The organism is Limobrevibacterium gyesilva, assembly GCF_025989185.1.
Classification (GTDB): domain Bacteria; phylum Pseudomonadota; class Alphaproteobacteria; order Acetobacterales; family Acetobacteraceae; genus Limobrevibacterium; species Limobrevibacterium gyesilva.
On the sequence record NZ_JAPDNT010000027.1, the window covers coordinates 41,141 to 64,105 of the forward strand.

The 22,965-nt window shown below is 71.4% G+C and carries 22 protein-coding genes; 9 read left to right on the top strand and 13 right to left on the bottom strand.

All coding sequences use genetic code 11. From position 1 onward, the window contains the following. Positions 1 to 31 precede the first annotated feature (31 nt). Both lysA and OL599_RS20655 read left to right on the top strand, forming a co-directional pair. Positions 32 to 1,354 carry a diaminopimelate decarboxylase gene (lysA, locus tag OL599_RS20650; protein WP_264715832.1) on the top strand — a complete coding sequence of 441 codons (1,323 nt, stop codon included), beginning with the start codon at positions 32 to 34 and terminating at the stop codon, positions 1,352 to 1,354. Positions 1,355 to 1,364: 10 nt separating this feature from the next. Beyond that, entirely contained in the window at positions 1,365 to 4,070 is a 2,706-nt protein-coding gene (locus tag OL599_RS20655; protein WP_264715833.1) for a DUF4175 domain-containing protein, read from the top strand. A 101-nt stretch (positions 4,071 to 4,171) separates the two neighbouring features. Here OL599_RS20655 and cydB read toward each other — a convergent pair whose 3' ends face one another. The 10 genes from cydB to OL599_RS20705 all read right to left on the bottom strand — a co-directional run bounded on the left by cydB (position 4,172) and on the right by OL599_RS20705 (position 14,219). Next, positions 4,172 to 5,188, bottom strand: coding sequence for a cytochrome d ubiquinol oxidase subunit II (cydB, locus tag OL599_RS20660; protein ID WP_264715835.1), 1,017 nt, complete (start codon positions 5,186 to 5,188; stop codon positions 4,172 to 4,174). 5 nt (positions 5,189 to 5,193) lie between these two features. After that, on the bottom strand, positions 5,194 to 6,594 hold the full coding sequence (locus tag OL599_RS20665) for a cytochrome ubiquinol oxidase subunit I (protein WP_264715836.1): 1,401 nt from the start codon (positions 6,592 to 6,594) through the stop codon (positions 5,194 to 5,196). A 131-nt stretch (positions 6,595 to 6,725) separates the two neighbouring features. Continuing rightward, positions 6,726 to 7,400 (bottom strand): MarC family protein, encoded by a 675-nt coding sequence (locus tag OL599_RS20670; RefSeq protein WP_264715837.1) that lies wholly within the window; start codon positions 7,398 to 7,400, stop codon positions 6,726 to 6,728. Between the two features lie 112 nt (positions 7,401 to 7,512). Further along, positions 7,513 to 8,685, bottom strand: coding sequence for a M20 aminoacylase family protein (locus OL599_RS20675; RefSeq protein WP_264715838.1), 1,173 nt, complete (start codon positions 8,683 to 8,685; stop codon positions 7,513 to 7,515). Between the two features lie 66 nt (positions 8,686 to 8,751). Next, positions 8,752 to 9,258 carry a DUF1993 domain-containing protein gene (locus OL599_RS20680; RefSeq protein WP_264715839.1) on the bottom strand — a complete coding sequence of 169 codons (507 nt, stop codon included), beginning with the start codon at positions 9,256 to 9,258 and terminating at the stop codon, positions 8,752 to 8,754. A 2-nt stretch (positions 9,259 to 9,260) separates the two neighbouring features. Continuing rightward, a complete protein-coding gene (locus OL599_RS20685) occupies positions 9,261 to 10,490 on the bottom strand; it encodes an argininosuccinate synthase (protein ID WP_264715840.1) in 1,230 nt (409 codons plus the stop codon). A 78-nt stretch (positions 10,491 to 10,568) separates the two neighbouring features. Next, positions 10,569 to 11,741 carry an MFS transporter gene (locus tag OL599_RS20690; RefSeq protein WP_264715841.1) on the bottom strand — a complete coding sequence of 391 codons (1,173 nt, stop codon included), beginning with the start codon at positions 11,739 to 11,741 and terminating at the stop codon, positions 10,569 to 10,571. 62 nt (positions 11,742 to 11,803) lie between these two features. After that, positions 11,804 to 13,000 carry a 23S rRNA (adenine(2503)-C(2))-methyltransferase RlmN gene (gene rlmN, locus OL599_RS20695; RefSeq protein ID WP_264715842.1) on the bottom strand — a complete coding sequence of 399 codons (1,197 nt, stop codon included), beginning with the start codon at positions 12,998 to 13,000 and terminating at the stop codon, positions 11,804 to 11,806. Next, positions 12,997 to 13,551, bottom strand: a complete 555-nt coding sequence (locus OL599_RS20700; protein WP_264715843.1) for an invasion associated locus B family protein — start codon at positions 13,549 to 13,551, stop codon at positions 12,997 to 12,999. The genes rlmN and OL599_RS20700 overlap by 4 nt, the downstream gene beginning before the upstream one ends. A 47-nt stretch (positions 13,552 to 13,598) precedes the next feature. Next, positions 13,599 to 14,219 (bottom strand): RNA methyltransferase, encoded by a 621-nt coding sequence (locus OL599_RS20705; protein ID WP_264715844.1) that lies wholly within the window; start codon positions 14,217 to 14,219, stop codon positions 13,599 to 13,601. Positions 14,220 to 14,242: 23 nt separating this feature from the next. Between OL599_RS20705 and OL599_RS20710 the strand changes: the two genes are divergently transcribed. Then, complete coding sequence (locus tag OL599_RS20710; RefSeq protein ID WP_264715845.1) at positions 14,243 to 15,487, top strand: class I SAM-dependent methyltransferase; 1,245 nt, start codon at positions 14,243 to 14,245, stop codon at positions 15,485 to 15,487. Positions 15,488 to 15,497: 10 nt separating this feature from the next. Then, positions 15,498 to 16,013 (top strand): YdcF family protein, encoded by a 516-nt coding sequence (locus tag OL599_RS20715; protein WP_264715846.1) that lies wholly within the window; start codon positions 15,498 to 15,500, stop codon positions 16,011 to 16,013. Between the two features lie 34 nt (positions 16,014 to 16,047). Here OL599_RS20715 and metW read toward each other — a convergent pair whose 3' ends face one another. Further along, positions 16,048 to 16,647, bottom strand: a complete 600-nt coding sequence (gene metW / locus OL599_RS20720) for a methionine biosynthesis protein MetW (protein WP_264715859.1) — start codon at positions 16,645 to 16,647, stop codon at positions 16,048 to 16,050. Positions 16,648 to 16,715: 68 nt separating this feature from the next. After that, a complete protein-coding gene (metX, locus tag OL599_RS20725) occupies positions 16,716 to 17,870 on the bottom strand; it encodes a homoserine O-acetyltransferase MetX (RefSeq protein WP_264715847.1) in 1,155 nt (384 codons plus the stop codon). Between the two features lie 180 nt (positions 17,871 to 18,050). Here metX and OL599_RS20730 point away from each other — a divergent pair, with 180 nt between their 5' ends. Genes OL599_RS20730 through OL599_RS20740 form a run of 3 tightly spaced genes read left to right on the top strand, consistent with a single transcriptional unit; the run spans position 18,051 to position 20,936 of the window. Beyond that, complete coding sequence (locus OL599_RS20730; RefSeq protein ID WP_264715849.1) at positions 18,051 to 18,953, top strand: chorismate mutase; 903 nt, start codon at positions 18,051 to 18,053, stop codon at positions 18,951 to 18,953. Beyond that, on the top strand, positions 18,950 to 20,056 hold the full coding sequence (hisC, locus tag OL599_RS20735) for a histidinol-phosphate transaminase (protein WP_264715850.1): 1,107 nt from the start codon (positions 18,950 to 18,952) through the stop codon (positions 20,054 to 20,056). The genes OL599_RS20730 and hisC overlap by 4 nt, the downstream gene beginning before the upstream one ends. Beyond that, positions 20,049 to 20,936, top strand: a complete 888-nt coding sequence (locus OL599_RS20740; protein ID WP_264715852.1) for a prephenate/arogenate dehydrogenase family protein — start codon at positions 20,049 to 20,051, stop codon at positions 20,934 to 20,936. Before hisC ends, OL599_RS20740 begins: the two co-directional genes overlap by 8 nt. 12 nt (positions 20,937 to 20,948) lie before the next feature. Here the strand turns inward: OL599_RS20740 and OL599_RS20745 are convergent, their stop codons facing one another. Further along, positions 20,949 to 21,440, bottom strand: coding sequence for a zinc-ribbon domain-containing protein (locus OL599_RS20745; RefSeq protein WP_264715853.1), 492 nt, complete (start codon positions 21,438 to 21,440; stop codon positions 20,949 to 20,951). A gap of 109 nt (positions 21,441 to 21,549) precedes the next feature. Between OL599_RS20745 and OL599_RS20750 the strand changes: the two genes are divergently transcribed. Both OL599_RS20750 and OL599_RS20755 read left to right on the top strand, forming a co-directional pair. Then, entirely contained in the window at positions 21,550 to 22,245 is a 696-nt protein-coding gene (locus tag OL599_RS20750) for a cell division ATP-binding protein FtsE (RefSeq protein ID WP_264715854.1), read from the top strand. A 1-nt stretch (position 22,246) separates the two neighbouring features. Beyond that, the coding region (locus tag OL599_RS20755; RefSeq protein WP_264715855.1) for a cell division protein FtsX at positions 22,247 to 22,965 on the top strand (719 nt) is incomplete at its 3' end.

Below are 22,965 nucleotides of genomic sequence, written 5' to 3' on the forward strand. Positions count from 1 at the left end.
GAAGGGGGCGGGCCGGCCCTACTTTACGCCAATGTCCGTCACCGCCCTCGCACCAAGCGACGCCGAACCCGATGTCGCCGAGCTGATCGCAGCCCGGCCGCATCTGTCCATGAACGCCCTGGATGGGTTGACCCTCGAAGGCGTTCCGCTCAACCGCATCGCCGACGTGCTGGGCACGCCGGCCTGGGTGTATTCGGCCGGCACCATGCGGGCGCGGCTGGCGGAGTTCACCGCCGCGCTGGCGGGGCTCGACGCCCAGGTCCATTACGCCGTGAAAGCGAACGACCATCTCGCGGTGCTGCGCATCTTCGCTGGCGCCGGCGCCGGGGCCGACGTGGTCAGCGAGGGCGAGCTGCGCCGCGCCCGTGTGGCCGGCATCGCCCCCGCGCACATCGTGTTCTCCGGCGTGGGCAAGACCGAGCGCGAGATCCGCCTCGCGCTGGCCGAGGGCATCGCCCAGCTCAACGTCGAGAGCCCGGCGGAGCTGGAGATGATCTCCGCCATCGCCTCCGGCATGGACCGCGTTGCCCGCGTGGCCCTGCGCATCAACCCCGATGTCGATGCCGGCACGCACGCCAAGATCACCACCGGCAAGGCCGAGAACAAGTTCGGCATCCCCTATGCCGATGCCGCGGCGCTGTACGCGCATGCCGCCGGCCTGCCGGGGGTCGAGCCGGTGGGGCTCGCGCTGCATATCGGCAGCCAGATCCTCTCGATCGCCCCCTACCGCGCCGCCTATGGCCGCGCCGCCGAGCTGGTGCGGGCGCTGCGGGCCCAGGGCAACACGGTCACGCATATGGATTGCGGCGGCGGCCTTGGCATCGGCTATCGCGACGACCCCGGCGCGTCGCCCGCCGCTTTCGCCGGCGCCTTGCGCGCGGCCTTCGGCGGCATGGACCTGAAGCTGATGACCGAGCCGGGGCGCTGGCTGGTGGGGCCGGCCGGCGTGCTGCTTGCCTCCGTCATCCTGGTCAAGGGCAGCGAGCGGTTCGTGGTGCTGGATGCGGCGATGAACGACCTGGTGCGGCCGGCGATGTACGACGCCTGGCACGGCATCGTGCCGCTGGCGGCCGGCAACGCCGTCGGCCCCGCCGGGCCGGTCGACATCGTCGGCCCGGTCTGCGAGACCGGCGACACCTTCGCCCGCAACCGCATGCTGCCGGCCTTGTCCGCCGGCGCCCGCGTCGCCATTCTCGATGCCGGCGCCTATGGGGCGGTGATGAGCTCCACCTACAACGCCCGGCCGCAGGCGCCGATCGCGCTGATCGACGGCGACCGCTGGGCGGTGATCCGTGACCGGCAGTTGCAGACCGAATTGTGGGCCGGAGAACGGATTCCCGAATTCCTGGAATGAGCGGGGTGCGATGAGCGACGAGCCGCAGACACCGGACCGGACCGACGTCCTGTTCTACGTGCTGCGGCGGCGGCGCGCGCAAGCCCGCCTCGTGCTGCTGTTCGAACGTTTGTGGCCGGCGCTGTGGCCGCCGATCGGCCTTGCCGGCGCGTTCCTGTGCGCGGCGCTGCTCGATCTTCCGGCGTTGCTGCCGCCCGGGCTGCACGCTGCCCTGCTGGTGGTGACCGTGGCCGCCATGCTCGCGCTGCTGGCACGCGGGCTGTACCGGATCGCCATGCCCGATGCCGGCGAGGCGGACCGGCGGCTGGAACGCGCCTCGGGGCTGCGGCACCGGCCGCTGGCCGTGCTGGCCGACCACCCGGCGGCACGGGGCGCGGAGGCGCTGTGGAAGGCCCATGTGGCGCGGGCGCAGGCGCAGATCGGGCGCCTGCGTGTCGGCATTCCGCGGCCGGGGCTGGCGGCGCGGGACCGGCGGGCGTTGCGTGGCGGCCTGATCGTCGCCCTGGTGGCCTGCCTCGTCATCGCCGGCGAACAGACCCCGGCGCGGCTCGCGCGCGCCGTCAACCCAGTGTTCGCGCCCCCGGCCACGCCGTCCACCACCCAGTTGCAGGCCTGGATCACGCCGCCCGCCTTCACCGGCCTGGCGCCGCTGTTCCTCAACGCCGAGGGCGGGGCCGTCTCGGTGCCGTCCGGCTCGCACCTGACCATCAGCCTGACCGGCGGCAGCGGCGTGCCCAGCCTGACGCTGGATGGCCGGACCGCGCCGTTCCAGACGCTGGACAACGCCAGCTTCCAGGCCGACCAGGACCTGACCAGCGGCGGCCGGCTGCGCGTGGTGCGGCATGGCCGCCAGCTCGGCGCCTGGGACCTGACCGTGGTGGCCGACCGCGCGCCCGAGGTGAGCTTCCCCGAGCCGCCCGGCGCCACCCGCAGCACGCGCCAGCCGCAGACCCGGCTGCCGTGGCAGGTTTCGCACGAATACGGCGTGGTCTCGCTGCAGGCCGAGCTGAAGCTGCGCGACCGGCCCGACGCGCCGCCGCTGGTGGTGGTGATCCCGCTGCCCGGCGGCTCGCCCAAATCCGCCAAGGGCGTGCGCCTGCAGGACCTGACGGCGCATCCGTGGGCCGGCCTGCCGGTGATCGCCCGGCTGGTGGCCCGCGACGCCCCTGGCCTGACCGGGACCAGCGCCGAGGCCGGCTTCAACCTGCCGGAGCGCCGGTTCCAGCATCCGGTGGCGCGCGCGCTGATGGCGGTGCGCAAGGGCCTGACGCTGAAGCCCGATGACCGCGTGCCGGCAATCGACCAGCTGGACCGGCTGGCCGGGCTCGACGAGGTCTGGAAGGACGATCTCGGCGCCTTCCTGAACCTGCGCGCCATCGCCGGGCTGCTGTATCGCGACCGCTCGCAGTCCGCCGTCGATGAGGCCCAGTCCCGCATGTGGCAACTGGCCCTGCATCTTGAGGAAGGCGCCCCGGAGCGCACCGCCCGCGCCCTGGAGCAGGCGCGTCAGGCGCTGCGCGAGGCGCTGGATGCGGACAAGCGCGGCGAGAAGGTCGATCCCGCGGAGATCGACCGCCGCATGAAGGACGTGCAGGAGGCGCTGCAGCGGCACCTGGACGCCTTGGCCGAGCAGGCGCGGCGCGACCCCGGCAGCCAGCAATTCGACCCGGACAGCCAGCGCCTGGATGCGCGCGACCTGCAGCGCCTGGCCGAGGAGGCCCGCGAAGCCGCCCGCGAAGGGCGCATGGACGACGCACGGCAGAAGCTGGCCGAACTCGACCAGATGCTGCAGGACCTGCAGAACGCCCGGCCGGAGCACGGCCAGATGACCGAGCGCCAGCGCCAGCGCGCCGAGAAGCGCCAGCGCGGCCAGCAGCAGATGTCGGCGCTGCAGGACATGGTGCGCCGCCAGGGCGGGCTGCTGGACCACGCGCAGCAGCGCGCCGACGCCGACCGCGGCGGCGCGGCGGACCCGCGCCGGCCCTTCCCGTTCCCGCGGCAGCCCTGGGACCCGCAACAGGGCGCCGGCCAGGAACGGCCGCAGACGAACGAGCGCCCAACGAACGAGCGCCAGACCGCCGAACGCCAGGGCGAGCAGCGCGTCCAGCAGGCGCTGCGGCGCGCGCTGGGTGAGCTGATGCAGCAATACGGCGACCTGACCGGCCAGATCCCGCCCAATCTGGGCGAGGCCGACACCGCCATGCGCGAGGCCATGCAGGCGCTGGGCCAGGGCCAGGACCCCGCCGCTGCCGGCGCCCAGCAGCGCGCCATCGAGGCGCTGCAGAAAGGCGGCCGCGGCATGAGCCAGCAGATGGCCCGCCAGTTCGGCCGCCCCGGCGACAACCAGGGCGACGATGAGGGTGACGACGGGGACCAGGACGGCCAGATGGCCGGGAACGGACAAGATGGCAACCAGCCCGGCGGCCAGTTCGGCAACCAGTACGGCGGCGACCGCTACGGCGCCGGCCGCGCCGACCGCCCCTGGGGCCGCGGCCGCTCGATGGACCGCCGCGCCGACGACCGCCGCGACCCGCTGGGCCGCAACCTCAAGGAAGGCACGTCGGGCCTCGACGAAAGCGGCGACGTGCAGGTGCCCGACCAGATGGAGGAAGCCCGCACCCGCGCCATCCAGGAGGAACTCCGCCGCCGCGGCGCCGAACGCACCCGGCCGCAGCCGGAGCTGGACTATATCGACCGGTTGTTGCGGCAGTTCTGAGGTTCAGCCCCGCAACGCCAGCCGGATGGCGTAAGCCACCGCCGCGGTGGCCAGGAGGCCGGCGGCGTACAGGGCGGCGAACCACAGCAGGCGGCGGATCATCAGTGGTAGTGCATGCCGGGGCGCACCTTGCCGCGGAACACCCAGTAGGCATAGCCGGTATAGGCCAGGATCATCGGCACCAGCACGATGGCGCCGACCAGCAGGAAGCCCTGGCTCTCCGGTGGTGCGGCAGCGTCCCGGATGGTGATGGAAGGCGGCACGATGGCGGGGTACAGGCTGATGCCGAGGCCGGCGTAGCACAGGACGAACCAGCCGAGCGCGCACAGGAACGGGGTCACGTCGTGCTTCAGCGACAGGCCGCGCCAGAACTGCCAGGCCAGCAATGCCACCAGGATCGGCACCGGGCTGGTCAGCACGATGCCCGGCCAGCCGAACCAGCGCTGGCTGAAGGCGGGGTTCAGCATCGGCGTCCACAGGCTGACGACCACGATCAGCGCCAGGGTTCCCACCCCGAGCGAGCGGGCGTGGCGGCGGCAGCGGCTTTGCAGCTCGCCTTCGGTGCGCCAGATCAGCCAGCAGGCGCCCAGCAGCGCGTAGCCGATGACCACGGCCAGCCCGCACAGGATGGTGAAGCCGGTCAGCCAGTCCCACCATCCCCCGGCATAGGCGCGGTTCTCGACCTTGATTCCTTGCAGCAGGCCGCCGAGGGCGAGGCCCTGGCAGAAGCCGGCGAGCGTGGACCCGCCGAAAAAGGCGATGTCCCACCCCAGTCGCCCGGCGCGGCTGGCGGCGCGGAAGCGGAACTCGAAGGCAACGCCGCGGAAGATCAACGCCAGCAGCATGGCGATGATGGCCGGGTACAGCGCCGGCAAGATGACCGCATAGGCCAGCGGGAACACCGCCATCAGCCCGCCGCCGCCCAGGATCAGCCAGGTCTCGTTGCCGTCCCACACCGGGGCCACGGAGTTCACCATCACGTCGCGGTCGGTCGCGTCGTGTTCCACCGCGAACAGGATGCCGACGCCGAGGTCGAACCCGTCCAGCACGACATAGGCCAGCACCGCGAAGGCGATCAGCGCGGCCCAGATCAGCGGCAGATCGAGCGATGCCAGCATGGCGCCTACTCCCCGGCCAGCGGTTGCACCACAGCCCCCGGGGCGATGCCAGCGGTGCGGGTCAGCAGATCGGGCGGTGGGCCGGGTTCGCCGGCGGCCGGCGGCCGCGCCATCTGACGCAGCAGGAAGACGAAGCCGGCGCCGAACACGATCAGGTAGACCACCACGAAGGCGGCGAGCGACGTGGCCACGCCCACGGCGGCGATGGGCGAGGCGCTGTGCTCGGTGCGCAGCAGGCCATAGACGGTGTAGGGCTGGCGCCCGACCTCGGTCACCATCCATCCGGCCAGCAGGGCGACGAAGCCGGCCGGCGCCATCGCCACCATCGTGCGCAGCAGCCAGGGGGTGGTGAACAGCCTGGCGCGCCGGCGCAGCACGAAGCCGGACACGCCCAGGGCCGCCATCAGGAAGCCGAGGCCCACCATGATCCGGAAGGCCCAGAACACCACGGGGGAATAGGCCCGGTCCTCGGGCTTCCAGTCCTTCAGGCCCTTGACCTCGCCGTTCAGCTCATGGGTCAGGACCAGGCTGCCGAGATAAGGGATTTCGAGCGCGTAGTCGGTGGTTTCCGTCGCCATGTTCGGCATGCCGACCAGGATCAGCGGCACCCCGCGCCCAGTCTCCCAATGGCCTTCAAGGGCGGCGATCTTGGCGGGCTGGTGGTGCAGGGTGTTCAGCCCGTGCAGGTCGCCCACGACGATCTGCACCGGGGCGGCCAGCAGCGCCATCCACATCGCCATCGAGAACATGGTGCGCGACGCGGCGTTGGCGGGGTCGCGCAGCAGGTGCCACGCGCCCACCGCGCCGACGAAGAAGGCGACGCAGAGATAGCTCGCCAGCACCATATGCGGCAGGCGGTAGAAGAAGCTGGGGTTGAAGATGGCCGCGGCCCAATCTGCCGGCAGGAAGTGGCCATCGGGCGTGAGCGTGTAGCCGGCGGGCGTCTGCATCCAGGAATTCGCCGACAGGATCCAGAACGCGCTGATCAGCGTGCCCAGGGCGACGATGCAGGTCGCCATGAAGTGCAGGACCGGGCCCACCTTCTGCATGCCGAACAGCATGATGCCGAGGAAGCCGGCCTCCAGGAAGAAGGCGGTCAGCACCTCGTAGCCCATCATCGGGCCGACGATCGGGCCGGTGCGGTCCGAGAAGGCGCTCCAGTTCGTTCCGAACTGGTAGGACATCACCAGGCCGGAGACGACGCCCATGGCGAAACTCAGGCTGAACGCCTTGACCCAGTAGCGGAACAGATCGAGGTAGACCTGGTTGCGCGTGCGCAGCCACAGCCCCTCCAGCACCATCAGGTAACTGGCGAGCCCGATGGTGAAGGCCGGCAGGACGATGTGGAAGCCAAGGGTGAAGGCGAACTGCACGCGCGCGAGGAAGACCGCCTGGAGGTCCGGCATGGTCGCTTCGCGGCCCGGGCGGCCCCGGGGCGCCCCTTCTCGTCGCGGACGGGATTGCCCGCCGACCGGCTATGCCACGCATTATAAGGGGGTACGGGCGCGGGGCGTGGCCGAACTTGGCGTGATCGCGGTCAACCCGGCACGGGCTGGGCCTGGAACATGGTGGCGACCACGTCCACCAGGCCGTTGATCATGATCTGGGTGCCGATGCACAGCAGCAGGAAGGCGGTGAGCCGGGCGATGGTGCGGCGGGCGGAGGCGCCGATGAGGGCGGCAACGCGGTCCGCCGAGCGATAGGCGACCCAGATGCACAGCGCGATCGCCAGCGCGGCTCCGGTCATGCCGATGAAGAACGCCAGCAGCCGGTCGCCGCTGGTCGGGCGGTTGGCGCCCAGCGCCACTGCCACCGAGATGGTGCCGGGACCGGTGGTGAACGGCAGCGTCAGCGGGAAGAAGGCGATGTCCTCGATGGCGCGGCCGCTGGAGCCGGCCTGCTCCTGCTTGCGGGCCTCCTGGCGCTCGGGGGCGGAGAGCAGGTCCCAGGCGCGCAAGGCCACCACGGCGCCGCCGGCGATGCGCAGCGCGCCGAGCGAGATGCCGAAGAAGTTCATGATGTAGGCGCCGCCCCACAGCGACGCCAGCATCACCAGCAGCGAAAAGAACGCGACCTTGCCGGCGAGCCGGATGCGCTCGGCCCGGGTCAGGTCGGACGTCACCTCGTTGAAGATGAAGGCGCCGCCCGCGGGGTTCACGATGGAGAACAGCGCCGGGAAGGCCAGCAGGAAGGCCGCGACGGCGCTGCTCATCCGGGCGCGGTCAGAGCAATATCGGCACAGATGGAATCGCCCGGCGATTCCATGCCGATGAAATTGATCGCGAAATATGAGCTAGAGCATGCTCGTCCAAAACGAACATGCTCTAGCCGCGCGCGAGTTCCTGCTCGACCAGCATCGCCCAATAGGACGCGCCGATCGGCAGGATGTCGTCGTTGAAGTCGTATTTCGGGTTGTGCACGGGCACGCTGCCATGGGCGCCGTTGGCCTGGCCGATGCGCACGAAGCAGCCGGGCACCGCCAGGGCCATATAGCTGAAATCCTCGCCGCCCATGCTCGGCGGGCGCTTGCGGATCACGCCTTCCGACCCCAGCAGCTTCTCGGCCGCGCGCGCGGCCCGCGCGGTGGGCTCGGGCGCGTTCACCACCGGGGGATAGCCGCGCATGTACTCCACGGTCGCGCTGGCGCCGTGGGCGGCGGCGGTGGCCTCGACGATCTGCGGCATCAGCTTCTCGACCTCGTCCTGCACATGCGGCAGCAAGGTGCGGACGGTGCCGTTCAGCACCGCCTCCTCGGGGATCACGTTGCCGGCGCTGCCGGCGTGGAACTGGGTGATCGACAGCACCGCGCTGTCCAGCGGGTCGGTGCGGCGCGCCACGATGGATTGCAGCGCCAGCACGATATGGCTGCCCACCACCACCGGGTCGATGCTGCGATGCGGCCGGGCGGCGTGGCCGCCGCGGCCGGTAATGCGAATCCAGAAACGGTCCGACGCGGCCGAAACCGAGCCTTCCACCGCCGTCATCACGCCGACCGGCAGCGAGGTGTCGTTATGGGCGCCGAACACCATGTCGCAGGGGAAGCGCTCGAACAGGCCTTCCTCGACCATCACCCGGCCGCCACCGCCGCCCTCTTCGGCGGGCTGGAAGATGAAATGCACGGTGCCGTCGAAATTGCCCGATTCCGCCAGGTATTTCGCGGCCCCCAGCAGCATGGTGGTGTGCCCGTCATGGCCGCAGGCATGCATCATGCCGGGATTGCGGCTGCGATGAGCGAAATCGTTGGCCTCGTCCATGGCCAGCGCATCCATGTCCGCGCGGATGCCGATGGCGCGGTCCGAGCTGCCGCGGCGCAGGGTTCCGACCACGCCCGTGGTGGCGATCCCGCGCGCGACCTCGATGCCCCAGGCGGTGAGCTTCTGCGCCACCAGCTCGCTGGTGCGCTGCTCCTGGAAGCCGATTTCGGGGTTGGCGTGGATGTCGCGGCGCCACTCGGTCAGCTCGTCGGCATTGGCGGCGATGCGGTTGATCACGGGCATGTGGCGGAATTCCTGCAAGAGGCGGCCCGGCGGACGGCAGCTTGCCATCCGCCGGGGCGTTCGGGGTCAGTAAGCGCCGAGGAAGTCGCGCTTGCCGACGTCCACGCCGTTGTGGCGCAGGATGTCGTAGGCGGTGGCGCAGTGGAAGATCACGTTCGGGATCACGAACCCGATCAGGTAGCGCTGGCCGGTGAAGGTGGTGTCGCCGGCCCGCATCTTCAGCACGATCTCCTTGCCCTCGGTCCCGTCGATCTGGCCGGCGGACAGGGTGTCGAGGAAGGCGACGGTCTTGGCGATGCGCGCCTTGAGCTCGTCGATCGTGGCCTCGTCGTCGGCGTAGACGGGGATCTCCACGCCGGCCAGGCGGGCGGCGCCGCCCTTGACCATGTCGGTGGCGATCTGCACCTGCTTGCTCAGCGGGAACATGTCCGGCGCCAGGCGGGCGTTGACCAGCACCGACGAGTCGAACTTCTTCGCCTCGGCGAAGGCCGCACCCTTGTCCAGCACGGCGGACAGGGCGCCCAGCAGCGTCTTGAACATCGGCACCGAGGCCGAATACATCGAAATAGCCATCGTCAGAGACTTCCCCCTTTGCGGCCCGCCATCGCCCCAAGGCGCAGGCGCAGCGCGTTCAGCTTGATGAACCCCTGCGCGTCGAACTGGTCGTACGCGCCCTGGTCCTCCTCGAACGTCACCACCTTCATGGAATAAAGGCTGTTCGGGCTCTCGCGCCCGATCACGGAGACGTTGCCCTTGTACAGCTTCAGCCGTACGCGGCCGGTGACCGATTTCTGGCTCTCGTCGATCAGCGCCTGCAGCATCCGCCGCTCCGGGCTGAACCAGAAACCGTTGTAGATGAGCTCGGCATAGCGCGGCATCAGGCTGTCCTTCAGATGCGCCGCCTCGCGATCCAGCGTGATGCTCTCGATGCCGCGATGCGCCGCGATCAGGATGGTGCCGCCGGGGGTTTCGTAGACGCCGCGCGACTTCATGCCGATGAAGCGGTTCTCCACCAGGTCCAGGCGGCCGATGCCGTTGGCCTTGCCCAGCTCGTTCAGCCGGGTCAGCAGCGCCGCCGGCGACAGCCGCACGCCGTCGATCGCCACCGCGTCGCCATGCTCGAAATCGACGGAGATGACGGTGGCCTTGTCCGGCGCGTCCTCGGGGCGGATGGTGCGCTGGTAGACGATCTCGTCGGCCTCGATGGCGGGATCTTCGAGGATCTTCCCCTCCGACGACGAGTGCAGCAGGTTCGCGTCCACGCTGAACGGGGCTTCGCCGCGCTTGTCCTTGGCGATGGGGATCTGGTTCTCCTCGGCGAACTGCAGCAGCCGGGTGCGGCTGGTCAGGTCCCATTCGCGCCAGGGAGCGATCACCTTCACGTCCGGCTTCAGCGCGTAATAGGACAGCTCGAAGCGCACCTGGTCGTTGCCCTTGCCGGTGGCGCCATGGGCCACCGCGTCGGCGCCGACCATCTCCGCGATCTCGATCTGGCGCTGGGCGATCAGCGGGCGGGCGATGGAGGTGCCCAGCAGATACTGGCCTTCGTACAGCGCGTTGGCGCGGAACATCGGGAAGACGAAGTCCTTCACGAAGGTCTCGCGCAGGTCGTCGACGAAGATCTCCTTCACCCCGAACATCTCGGCCTTCTTGCGGGCCGGCTCCAGCTCCTCGCCCTGGCCGAGATCGGCGGTGAAGGTCACCACCTCGCATTTGTAGGTGCTCTGCAGCCACTTCAGGATCACGCTGGTATCCAGCCCGCCCGAATAGGCAAGCACGACCTTCTTCACATCCTTCACGCGCATGGGCAGCCTGTTCCTTCAGCGGTCGTGGTCAAGGGGGCGAGGTAACGCTGCTATGGCCCGTTGCGCAAGGTGGGGCGGTCATTCGCTCCTGCGCCGCATCAGGCCGCGCAGCAGGAATCCGAGGGCCAGGATGCACGCGGCATCGATGAAGAAGGCGCCGCGATAGCCGAACCGGGCGATCAGCGCCCCCATCGCCAGCGCCCCGGCGCTCTGGCCCATGAACAGCATGAAGGCGAAGCTGGACACCGCGGTGGCCCGGGCGTTCGGCAGCATCTCGGTGGCGCGGGCCTGCATCACCCCGTGCAGCAGGAAGAAGCCCAGGCCCATCAGCATCTGCACGGGAATGAACACCTGCCACCACGGGCTGAGCATGCCGGCGACAATGGCCCCGGACGTCACCACGCCCCCGGCCACCACCAGCCCGGGCTCGCCCAGCAGCGGCACCAAGCGCTTGACCAGGCGGGTATAGGCCAGCGCCCCGATCCCGAAGCAGGACAGCACCAGGCCGACCACCGCATAGGGCAGGTCGAACGCCTCGTGCATGTATGGCGCCAAGAACGGGAAGCAGCCGACCAGCACCATTCCGTCCAACAGGGCGCACAGCAGCAGCCGGCGGGCGAAGCGGTGCCGGGTCAGCGCCAGGTAGTTGCCGAGGTGGAACCCGGCGGCGCCGCTGCGCCGGTCCGGCAGCCTGCCGATACGCAGCGCCAGCGCCGCGGCCACCAGCAACGCGCCTGCCGCCAGCAGCACGAACACGCCGCGCCAGCCCAGATACTGGCCGAACACCCCGCCCAGCGGCCCGGCCATCACCTGTGCCAGCACCACCCCGTTGAGGAATCGGCCCAGCATCACCTGCCGGTCCCGATACGGCACGGCATCGCCGATATAGGCCATGCCGACCGGAATGAGCCCGGCACTGGCCGCCCCGGCCGCCACCCGCAATGCCGTCAGCGCCGGCAGGCTGCCTGCCAGCGCACACGCGCCGGTGGCCAGCGCATAGGCCAGCAGGGCCGCCAGGATCACCCGCAACTTGCCGGCCCGGTCGCCCAGGGGGCCGAGGAAGATCTGGCACAGCCCGTACGGCAGCGTATAGGCGGCCACGACGATCGACACCGCCGGCACCGTGGTGGCGAAATCGGTGGCGATCACATGCAGCAACGGATCGATCACCCGCGCCCCGGCCGACGACAGGAAGGCCGCCGCCGCCAGAAGGCCCAACGGCAACGCCACGCGCGAGAGGGTGTCGGTCATTGCGGGCATTGCACGACAGGGGGCTGCAGGAAGCAAGGGCAGGGGTGCTACCCTAAAACCCCCTAAGCCCCTTGCGTGACGACGCCCGCGCCCTGTCCCTGCCGTTCCCGCCGGCTTTCCGTGCGCAACTGTCCGCAGGCGGCCAGGATGTCGCGGCCACGGGGGGTGCGCACGGGCGAGGAGAAGCCGGCGTCCATCACGATGTTGGCGAAACGGTCGATCGCCTTGCCGGTGCTGGTCTCGTAGGGGCTGCCGGGCCAGGGGTTGAACGGGATCAGGTTCACCTTGGCGGGAATGCCGGCGATCAGGCGCACCAGCTCGCGGGCGTCGGCCTCGGTGTCGTTGATGCCTTTCAGCATGACGTATTCGAAGGTGATGCGGCGCGCGTTGCTGGCCGCGGGGTAGCGGCGGCAGGCGGCGATCAGCTCCGCGATCGGGTATTTGCGGTTCAGCGGCACGATCTCGTCGCGCAATTCGTCACGCACGGCGTGCAGCGACACCGCCAGGTTCACGCCCAGCTCGGCGCCGGCGCGGTCCATCATCGGCACCACGCCGGAGGTCGACAGGGTGATGCGCCGGCGTGACAGCGCGATGCCTTCGTTGTCCATGACGATGGTCATCGCCTTGGCGACGTTCTCGTAGTTGTACAGCGGCTCGCCCATGCCCATGAGCACGATGGTGGACAGCAGCCGCGGGGTCTCGCCCTTGGGGCTGGGCCATTCGCCGTAGCTGTCGCGCGCGGCCATGAACTGGCCGACGATCTCGGCGGCGCCGAGGTTGCGCACCAGCGCCTGGGTGCCGGTGTGGCAGAACCGGCAGGACAGGGTGCAGCCGACCTGGGAGGAGATGCAGACGGCGCCGCGATCCTCCTGGCGGTCGGGGATGTAGACGGTCTCCGCCTCCTGCCCGTCGCGGAAGCGGAACAGGAATTTCCGGGTCTCGTCGCTGCTGGTCTGCACCGTGGCGGCCTCGGGGCGGCCGACGATGAAGCGCTCGGCCAGCTTCTGCTGGGTCGGCTTGGCGATCGAGGACATGCGCGCGAAGTCGGTGGCGCCCTGGTGATAGATCCAGTGCCAGAGCTGCTTGGCGCGGAACGGCGCCTCGCCGATCGCGGCCAGCTCGGCCGCAAGCTCCGCGCGCGACAGGCCGACCAAGTCGCGCCGCCCGTCGGCGAGCTGCGCCGGCGGCGGGGCGAAGCGCGCGGTCTTGGCCAGGATACGGGCGCGCTCGGTCTCGGTGAGGTCCAGGATGGCGTTCATTTTGGCGGGCACGCCTTGTTGATGGCGCTGTAGGCGGCGGTGAAGCCACGCAGGCTGAAGGTGTCGGCGACCTGGGCGTTGCGCGGGCCGGGCGAGCGGGCCACCACCTTGGCGGCCTTCTGCATGCCGACCACCACGCTGCGCCCGTCGCGGGCGAAGGCCGAGCGCTGGGCGGTGTAGAATTCCAGGTTGGTCTGGTCGATCTGCACATCCACGGCCGCGTTCGCGGCGTAGGTGAAGCCGGCGCTGATCGCCACCGCGTCGCGCAGGGTCGGGCGCTGGGTCACCGTCAGCACCACGTCGCCGCGGCCGGACAGGTCGGGCGCGGAACTCTGCGCCCGGGTGAAGGCGTAGCAGACGGTCTGCCCGCCCTCGACATGGGTGGCGGCCTGCCAGTCGTCGTATTTGCCGATGGCCTTCGGCGGGCTGGCCTGGGTGTGGGCCGGATGCGCCGCGGGTTTCGCCGGCTTCTGGGCCAGGGCCGGCGGGCCGGCGAGGGCCAGGGCGCCAAGGACGGGGACGGCCAACCAGGCGACGGGGATTGCGCGCATGGCGCCACACATACGGATGCCGATAGCCGGTAACAAGCGCGTGCTGCTCATGTCTCTTTGTCTTTCAGGGGGCGGTCGGATACCGGCCGGTCGGGTAGTGGCACGTCATGGCCCAACCAGTCGGGAATGGTGCGGCGGAACACCGGGGCGCCGTGTCCGGCCGGATCGGGCAGGGGGTCGGCGCCGCCGCTCATGACCGGACGCTCGGCGAAGCGGCCGTGCTGCAGCAGCCGGTCGTACAGCACCAGGGCGCCGGCCACGGCCAGGTTCAGCGCGAAGCGGGTGGGGATGCGCACCACGTGGCGGCAGCGCGCCAGCACCGCGGGCGACAGGCCGGAACGCTCCGGGCCGAGGATATAGGCCGCGTTCAGCGGGTGGCGGAAGCTCGGCAGGTCGGCCGCGTCCTCCAGCAGCTCGATGCCCACCAGCACGCAGCCCTGCGGCAGGGCGATGGCCTCGGCGGACGGAAAACGCCACATCGGCACATGCGCCGGCGCGTCCGAGGTGTCGGCCGCGCGGCCGGCGCGGGCATCGAAGCCGGCGCCGACGGTGAAGCAGAAGGCCGCGCCGAAGGCATGCGCGGTGCGCAGCAGGGCGCCGACATTGGCGGATTTGGACACCCCCTCCGCCCCGACTCCGAAATACCCGCGCGTTCTGGCCAGCCGCATCGCGCTGGTCTATGCCGCAGGACATGCCTGATGCAACCGATGCCAGCCTCGCGGAACAATACGAGGCGTATCCGTACCCTCCGCGCGACCCGCGTGACGAGGCCAAACGCCTGGTGGTCGGCAGCCCGAGCCATCTGCGCGAGGTCGATTTCTGGGTGTTCGGGGCGCGCCGTCCGCGCAGCCGGCCGCTGCGCGCCTTGGTCGCCGGCGGCGGCACCGGCGACGGGGCGATCATGCTGGCCACCCAGATGGCGCGGCTGGGGCAGCCCGGCAGAGTCACCTACCTGGACCGCTCGGCCGCCGCGATGGCGGTGGCGCAGGCGCGGGCCGCGGCGCGGGGGCTCGCCAACATCGTCTGGCAGCGCGGGTCGCTGCTGGACCTGCCGGAGAGCGGGCTCGGCCCGTTCGACTACATCGACTGCTGCGGCGTGCTGCACCATCTGCCCGACCCCGCGGCTGGACTCGCCGCCCTGCTGGCGGTGCTGGCGCCGGGCGGCGGCATGGGGCTGATGGTGTATGCGCCGCATGGCCGCACCGGCGTCTACATGCTGCAGGACGCGCTGCGCCTGCTGGCGCCGCCCGACCGGCCGCCGGCGGCGCGGCTCGACGTGGCGAAGCGGCTGATGCGTAACCTGCCGGAAACCGCCTGGCTGCGGATGAACCGCTATTTCTCCGACCATCTGAGCGGCGGCGATGCGGGGCTCTACGACCTGCTGCTCAATCCCCGCGACCGCGCCTTCGCCATCCCGGCCCTGCACGAACTGCTGGCGGGGGCCAGCCTCGCCATCACCTGCCTGGTGGAACCGCTGCGCTACGACCCCGCCTGCTACCTGCCCGAACCGCGGCTGCGCACCCGGGCGGCGGAGCTGGACCCGCTCGCGCGGGCCGCCCTGGCCGAGGCGGTGGCGGGCAACATGAGCACGCATGTGGTCTATTGCACGCGCGCCGGCGAGGTGGCCGAGCCCGCGGACGCGATGGCGCCCCGGTCGGTGCCGGTGGCTCGCGAGACAGCGGGCGAGGACCTGGCACGCTCGATCGGTGCCGACGGCACCCTGACCATGCTGTTCAACGAAATCCGAGTGCCGCTGGCCCTGCCGCCGTTGGCGGCACCCATCCTGCGGCTGATCGACGGGCGGCGCAGCGTGGCCGACATCGCCGCCGCCATGGCCGAGCGCGGCACCGACCCTGCCGCCTTCGCCCGCGCCTGGAGCGAAACCTGGGCGAAGCTGTCGGCGGCGAATCGTATCCTGCTGGCGCCTCCGGCCTGAGCGGGCCGCGATGCAGGAGGTCGAGACAGTCATCGTCATTTTCGGGGCCGCCGTGCGCGCCGACGGCACCCCCAGCACGGCGCTGCGCCGGCGCGTGCTGGCGGCACAGGCGTTCGGGCGCTACCAGCGCACGCCGCTTTATGTCGCCACCGGGGGCGTCGGCCGCCACGGCCCGTCGGAAGCCCTGGTCATGGCCCGCCTGCTGCGTGAACTCGGCGTGCCGGACGAGCAGATCGTGCTCGATGAGACCGCCACCGACACCGTGTCGTCTGTCCGCGCGGTCACGCGGCTGCTGCGCGAGCGCGGCTATCGCGGCCCGGTCTATGCGGCCACCAGCGCCTACCACATGCCGCGCTGCGTGGTGCTGCTGCTGCTGGCGCGGCTGGACGCCTGGGCCGGTCCCGCCGCCAGCGGGCCGGCCGCGCGCGGCCTTGTCAAGCGCTGGTACTGGCGCCTGCGCGAGGCGGCGGCGTTGCCGGCCGATGCGCTGCTGATGCTGTGGCTGCGGCTGCGCGGGCAGGTCTGACGGCAGGGCTGTCCGGATCGGCGCCGGGACGCGATCAGGCCCGGCGCAGCTGGAACAGCGCCTGCTCGCCGAACAGGTTGGCCAGCCCCGAGAAGCGCCGCCACGGCGAGCGCTGCCCGGCATCGTCCACCGCCAGCCATTTCTCGACCACGTAGCCTTCGTCCGCGCACAGATGGAAGAAGTCGCGGATGGTGCAGGGGTGGATGTTCGGCGTCTCGTGCCAGGGACGGTTCCACACCGAGGTCATCGGCATGCGCCCGGAGCGCAGCAACTGCCAGCGCACCTGCCAGTGGCCGAAATTGGGGAAGCTGACGATGGCGCTGGTGCCGATGCGCAGCATCTGGCGCAGCACCTCGCGCGGGCGCTCCACCGCCTGCAGGGTGCGCGACAGCACCACGTAGTCGAATGCGCCGTCCGGATACTGGGCCAGGTCGCTGTCGGCGTCGCCATGCATCACCGGCAGGCCGTGCGCCACCGAGCGGGTGACCTCGGCCATGTCGATCTCGATGCCGCGGGCGTCGCAGCCGCGGGTGCGGTAGAGATACCCGATCAGCGAGCCGTCGCCGGAGCCGATATCGAGCACCCGGCTGCCCGGCGCGATCATCTCGGCGATCAGCCGCAGGTCGAGGCGCATGTTCTTGGCCACGTATTTCACGCCCTCGGTGCGCACCGGCTCGGCCGAGTCGTTCGGCGGCGGCGCGTTCATTCCGGCAGCCCCGCGTGCTCGGCGCAGCCGGCCAGGAAGCCGGCCAGGGTGCGGTGGAAATCCGGCTCGTCGAGCAGGAAGGCGTCGTGGCCCTTGTCGCTGGCGATCTCGACGAAGCTCACATTGGCCGCCGCCCGGTTCAAGGCGCGCGCGACGGCACGGCTTTCCGCGGTCGGGTACAGCCAGTCCGACGAGAAGCTGATGATGCAGAACCGCGTGCGCGTGCCGGCGAAGGCCGCCGACAGGTTGCCGTCATGCTCGGCGGCGAGGTCGAAATAGTCGGTGGCGCGGGTGATGGTCAGGTAGGAGTTGGCGTCGAAGCGGCGCACGAAGGTGCTGCCCTGATGGCGCAGATAGCTCTCCACCTCGAACATGTCGCCGAACAGCGCCAGGTCGCCGGCCGCGGCGCCGCCGCGCACCCGCCGGCCGAACTTGCGGGTCAGCGCCTGCTCGCTGAGATAGGTGATGTGCGCGACCATGCGCGCGACCGCGAGGCCGCGGGCCGGCACGCTCCCGCTCTCCCAATAGCGGCCGCCGCGCCAGTCGGGGTCGGCGAAGAGCGACTGGCGGCCGACCTCGTTGAAGGCGATGTTCTGCGCCGAGTGATAGGCGGCGGTGGCCACCGGCACGGCCGCGAACACGCTCTCGGGGTAGCTCGCGGCCCATTCCAGCACCTGCATGCCGCCCATCGAGCCGCCGATCACCGCGAACAGGCGGGCGATGCCGAGATGGTCGATCAGGCGCTTCTGCGCGCGGACCATGTCGCGGATGGTGACCGGCGGGAAGTCGGTGCCCCACAGCACGCCCGGCGCGGCGCCGTCGCGCGGGCTGCGCGGGCCGGTGGAGCCCATGCAGCCGCCCAGCACGTTGGCGCAGATCACGAAATAACGATCGGTGTCCACCGGCAGGCCGGGGCCCACCACCATGTCCCACCAGCCGCCCTTGCCGGTGACCGGGTGCGTCTCGGCGACATACTGGTCGCCGGTCAGCGCGTGGCAGACCAGGACAGCGTTGCTACGGCTCGCGTTCAGCGTGCCATAGGTCCGGTAGGCTACCACCAGCCGCCCGAGCGCCATGCCGCAATCCAGCGCCATGCCGTCGTCGAAGGCGACGTGCTGGTGGGTGACGGCGGCGAGGTCGGGCTGGTCCATGGGCGGCTTCATCCTGGATCGGACGCCATATGCGGCCCGGACCCGCCGGTTGCAACCGGCGGTTTCGCAGCACAGCCTCCAGTCCGCGCGCCGCACGGGCGCGGGGCCCGCGATTGCGCCCGCCGCCTTTGCATCGCCGGGCGCATCCGCTATTCCAGACTGCCACAGCCGAACGCGCAGATGTCCAGCACCCATTCCGCCGCCGAGACAGACCAGACCCCGCAGGCGCCGAACGACGCAACGGCGCAGCTCGCCGCGCTGCGGCTGGAGCTCGACCGCCTTGACGATGCCATCCACGACCTGCTGATGCAGCGCGCCGACGTGGTCGTCCGCGTCGCCGCCCTGGGGGCCAAGGGCCGCGTTGCGTTCCGCCCGGGCCGCGAGGCCGAGATCATCCGCCGCCTGCTGCGCCGCCACGCCGGCCCGCTGCCGCGCCGCCTGCTGTCACGGTTGTGGCGGGAACTGTTCGCGGCCACCACGTCGATGCAGGGCCCGTATGTCATCACCGTGTGCGAGACCGGCGCCGGCAACGAGTTCGTGCAGTGCGCGCGCGAGCATTTCGGCGCGCTGACGCCGCTGCGCGTGCATCACAGCCCGGCGCAGGCGATCGCCGAGGTCAGCGCCGGCAGCGCCACCGCCGCCGTGCTGCCGATGCCCGCGGACGAGGAGGTGCCGGCCACCGCCTGGTGGATCGCGCTGCTGCACCGTGACGAGCCGCGCATCCACGTGGTGGCCCGCCTGCCGTTCTGGGCGCCGCGGTCCGAGGGTGCGCCGCAGGTGCAGGCCCTGGTCGTCGCCGCGGTGGCGCCCGATCCCAGCGCGCAGGACCGCTCGCTGGTTGGCCTGGAATTGCCGCTGGACATGAGCCGCGCCCGCCTGTCCGCCGGCCTCGCGGCCGCGGGCTTCACCCAGAGTGCCGCGATCCTGCGCCGCGATGCCGGCGCCCAGATGGCGCACGCCCTCGTCGAGGTCGACGGCTACGTCGCCGACGGCGACGGGCGGCTGGCCGCGATTCCCGATGTGCTGCGCCCACCGGTGGTGCTGGGCGCCTATGCCGTACCCCTGGACGGAGACAACGCATGACCCAGACCGGCCCCCGCCCCCGTCCGGAGGTGATGAAGATCGCCGCCTATGTCGCCGGGGAATCGAAGGTTCCCGGCGTCAACCGGATCATCAAGCTGTCTTCCAACGAAGGCGCGTTCGGCCCGCCGCCGGGCGCCCAGGCCGCCTATGCGACCGCCGCCGCCGAGCTGCACCGCTACCCCGACGGCGGTTCGGTCGAGCTGCGCCGGGCCATCGGCGCGCGCTTCGGCCTCGATGCGGAGCGGATCGTCTGCGGCACCGGCTCGGACGAGCTGATCGGCCATCTGTGCCACATCTATGGCGGGCCCGGCACCGACATCATCATGTCCATGCACGGCTTCACCATGTACCAGATCGCCGGCACCTATGCCGGCAGCCGGGTGCTGAAGGCGCCGGAGCGGAACCTGACGACGGACGTGGACGCCATCCTGGCGGCGGTGACGCCGGCGACGCGGCTGGTGTTCGTCGCCAACCCCAACAACCCGACCGGCAGCCTGCTGCCGCAGGCGGAGATGGAGCGCCTGCGCCGTCTGCTGCCGCCGGACGTGCTGCTGGCGATCGACGCCGCCTATGCCGAATATGTCGAGAGCCCGGACTACGACGCCGGCGCGAAGCTGGTCGATGCCGGCGACAACACGGTGATGTTGCGCACCTTCAGCAAGGTGTTCGGCCTGGGCGGGCTGCGCGTGGGCTGGGCCTATGCGCCGCCCGGCGTGGTCGATGCGCTGAACCGGGTGCGCGGCGTGTTCAACGTGAACCTGGCCGCGCAGGCGGCCGCGGTGGCGGCGCTGGCCGAGCCGGGCTGGGTGGAGAAGAACCGCGCCCACAACACCGAGTGGCGGGCCAAGCTGTCGGCGGCGCTGGAAGCCGCCGGCATCAAGGCGTGGCCGACCGAGGGGAACTTCATCCTCGCCGATTTCGCCACCGCCGCCCGCGCCGAGGCCGCCAACGCGTTCCTCAGGAACCGCGGCATCATCGTGCGCGGCATGGCCGCCTACGATCTGGCGCATTGCCTGCGCATCACCGTCGGCACCGCCGAGGAATGCGGCCTGGTGGCCGAGACGCTGGCCGCCTTCATGGCGGAGCAGAAACTGCATGCCTGAACCTCTGTTCAAGCGGCTGGCGCTGCTGGGCATCGGCCTGATCGGCAGCTCGGTCGCGCGCATCGCCCGCGAGCGCGGCGACCTGGCCGCCGAGGTGGTGGCCAATGCCCGCACCCAGGCGACGCTCGACCGGGTGATGGAGCTGGGCATCGCCGACCGGGTGGAACTGGACCCGGCGAAGGCGGTGGAGGGCGCGGACTGCGTGATGCTGTGCGCCCCGGTGGGTGCCTATGCCGCGCTGGCCGAGACGATCGCGCCGCATCTCGCACCCGGCTGCATCCTGACCGATGTCGGCTCCACCAAGCAGTCGGTGATCCGCGACGTGGGCCCGCTGGTGCCGGACGCAGTGCATTTCGTGCCGGCGCATCCGCTGGCGGGCACCGAGTACTCGGGCCCGGACGCCGGCTTCACCACGCTGTTCCAGGGCCGCTGGTGCCTGCTGACGCCGCCGCCGGGCACGGATGCCGACTCGGTGGAGAAGATCGCGGAGCTGTGGCGCCGCTGCGGCTCGATGACCGAGACCATGGAGCCCGGCCACCACGACCGGGTGCTGGCCATCGTCAGCCACCTGCCGCATCTGCTGGCCTTCACCATCTGCGGCACCGCCGATGACCTGGAGGGCGAGAGCCGCCAGCAGGTGCTGCAGTTCGCCGCCTCGGGCTTCCGCGACTTCACCCGCATCGCCGCCTCCGACCCGGTGATGTGGCGCGACGTGTTCCTGAACAACCGCGAGGCGCTGCTGGAAATGCTGGCGCGCTTCATGGAGGACGCGCAGGCGATGGCGCGCGCGGTGCGCTGGGGCGACCCGGACTATATCGAGGACCGCATCCGCCGGGGCCGGGTCATCCGCCGCAGCCTGATCGAGCTGAAGCAGGCCTGACCCGAGGGACATTCAACGCAGGCCCAGCCACGCGAACAGGCGCTTGCTGGGCTCCCATGCGGCCATCACCTCCTCTCGCCAGACGAACACCACCGCCGCCAGCCCCACCAGGATGGCGAGGCTGATGACCAGGGCGGCGACGGCCTCGACGCCAATGCGCCCGGGCGCGCGGCGGCGGCGTTCCGGCTTCGGCTCGGCTTCCAGCCGCGCCTCGCCGGGACGGACCTCGCCGAGGCGCGAACCGGTTCGTCGCGGCTCGGCCGGATGCGGGTCGGGAATGCGCAGTTCCTGCGGCGGGGCATCGGCTGGCGCGGCCGCGGCGGGAGGCGCTTCGGGCGCCGGCGCTGCAGCCGGCGTCCATTCGGCGGTGCAGCGCGCGCAGCGCACCCGCCGCGCCCCCGTCCCGAGCAGCGCGGGCGGCACCTCATAGGTCGCGTGGCAGGCGGGGCAGACAATGCGCATGCGAAGGATCTCGGACGGGAAGCCGATCCTGCGCGACGGCACGGGTCGTGGCAACCGCGGAAGGATGACCCCATCGTTCTTCCGGCGCGGGCGGCATTGATGGCAAAAGGAAGCGGGGCGGGGGCCTGATTCGCGACATGAGCATCGCACGATGATTCGTCTGGACGGAGTGGGGCTGCACTATTCCCAGGGGTGGCGCCCGGGATCGCAATCCGGATCGTCTCCCGGGCCCGAAGTGCTGCGCGACCTGACCTGCATTGTCCCGGAAGGCGGCTTCCGCTGGCTGCTGGGCCCGTCTGGCGCCGGCAAGTCGTCGCTGCTGCGCCTGCTGCACCTGGCGGTGCGGCCGACCAGCGGCCGGCTGACGCTGCTGGGCGCCGATATCGGCCGCACCCATCGCCGCGAGCTGCCGTCGCTGCGGCGGCGGATCGGCATGGTGTTCCAGGATTTCAGCCTGCTGCCGCATCTGTCGGCCTACGACAACGTCGCCCTGCCGTTGCGCATTGCCGGCCGTGCCGAAGGCCAGATCCGCAGCGACGTCATCGAGATGCTGCGCTGGGTCGGGCTGGGCCGGAAGGCCGCCTCGCGCCCCGCCGAGCTGTCGGGCGGCGAGCAGCAGCGCGTGGCCATTGCCCGTGCCGTGGTCGGCCGGCCCAGCCTGTTGCTGGCCGACGAGCCCACCGGCAACCTGGACGAGGTGCAGGCGGAGCGGCTGATGATCCTGCTGAAGGAGATGAACCGGCTGGGGGCGACGGTGATCGTGGCTACCCACAACGATGCCCTGGTCGCTCGCCATCCCGGACGCGCGCTGCGGCTGGACCACGGCCGGCTGGTGGACAATGGCTAGGATGGCGAGCCAGACCAGCCACCGATCGTCGCGCTTCGACGACCTCGGGCTGCGCCGCGGACTGGGCGACCGGATGCTGCCGCTGCTGGTGGCGGCCATGGCCTTCCTGGCCGCCCTGGCGCTGGCCGGGTCGGTGGGCGCGGCGTCGCTGGCGCGGCACTGGCAGGAGGGCGCGGGCTCGGCGCTGACCGTGCAGGTGCCGCATCCCGGCGCGCAGGCGGCGAACGGGTCGGCCACGCGGCTCGACCGGGTGGTGGCGGCCCTGCGGGGGGCGCCGGGCATCGCCAGCGCCCGCCCGCTCGGCGACGCCGAACTGGCCGACCTGCTGCGCCCCTGGCTGGGCGCCGGCGCGGGCAAGCTGTCGCTGCCGCTGCCGGCGGTGATCGAGGTGCATCTGTCCGGCGAGGGGCCGGACCTGCCGGCGCTGGCGGCACGGCTGGAGGCCGCCGCCCCGGGGACGCTGGCAGAAAGCCACGGGGTCTGGGTGGGGCGGCTGTCGACGCTGGCGCGCAGCCTGCAGGCCTGCGCCTGGGCGGCGCTGCTGGTGGTGGCGCTGGTCGCCGCGGCGGTGATCGCCGTCGCCACCCGGGCGGGCCTCGTGGCGCGGCGCGAGGCGATCGAGATCGTGCACGGCCTGGGCGCCACCGACAGCTACATCGCCGCCCGCTTCGCCGCGCGCGCCACCCGGCTGGCGGCGCTGGGCGGCGCGGTCGGCGCGCT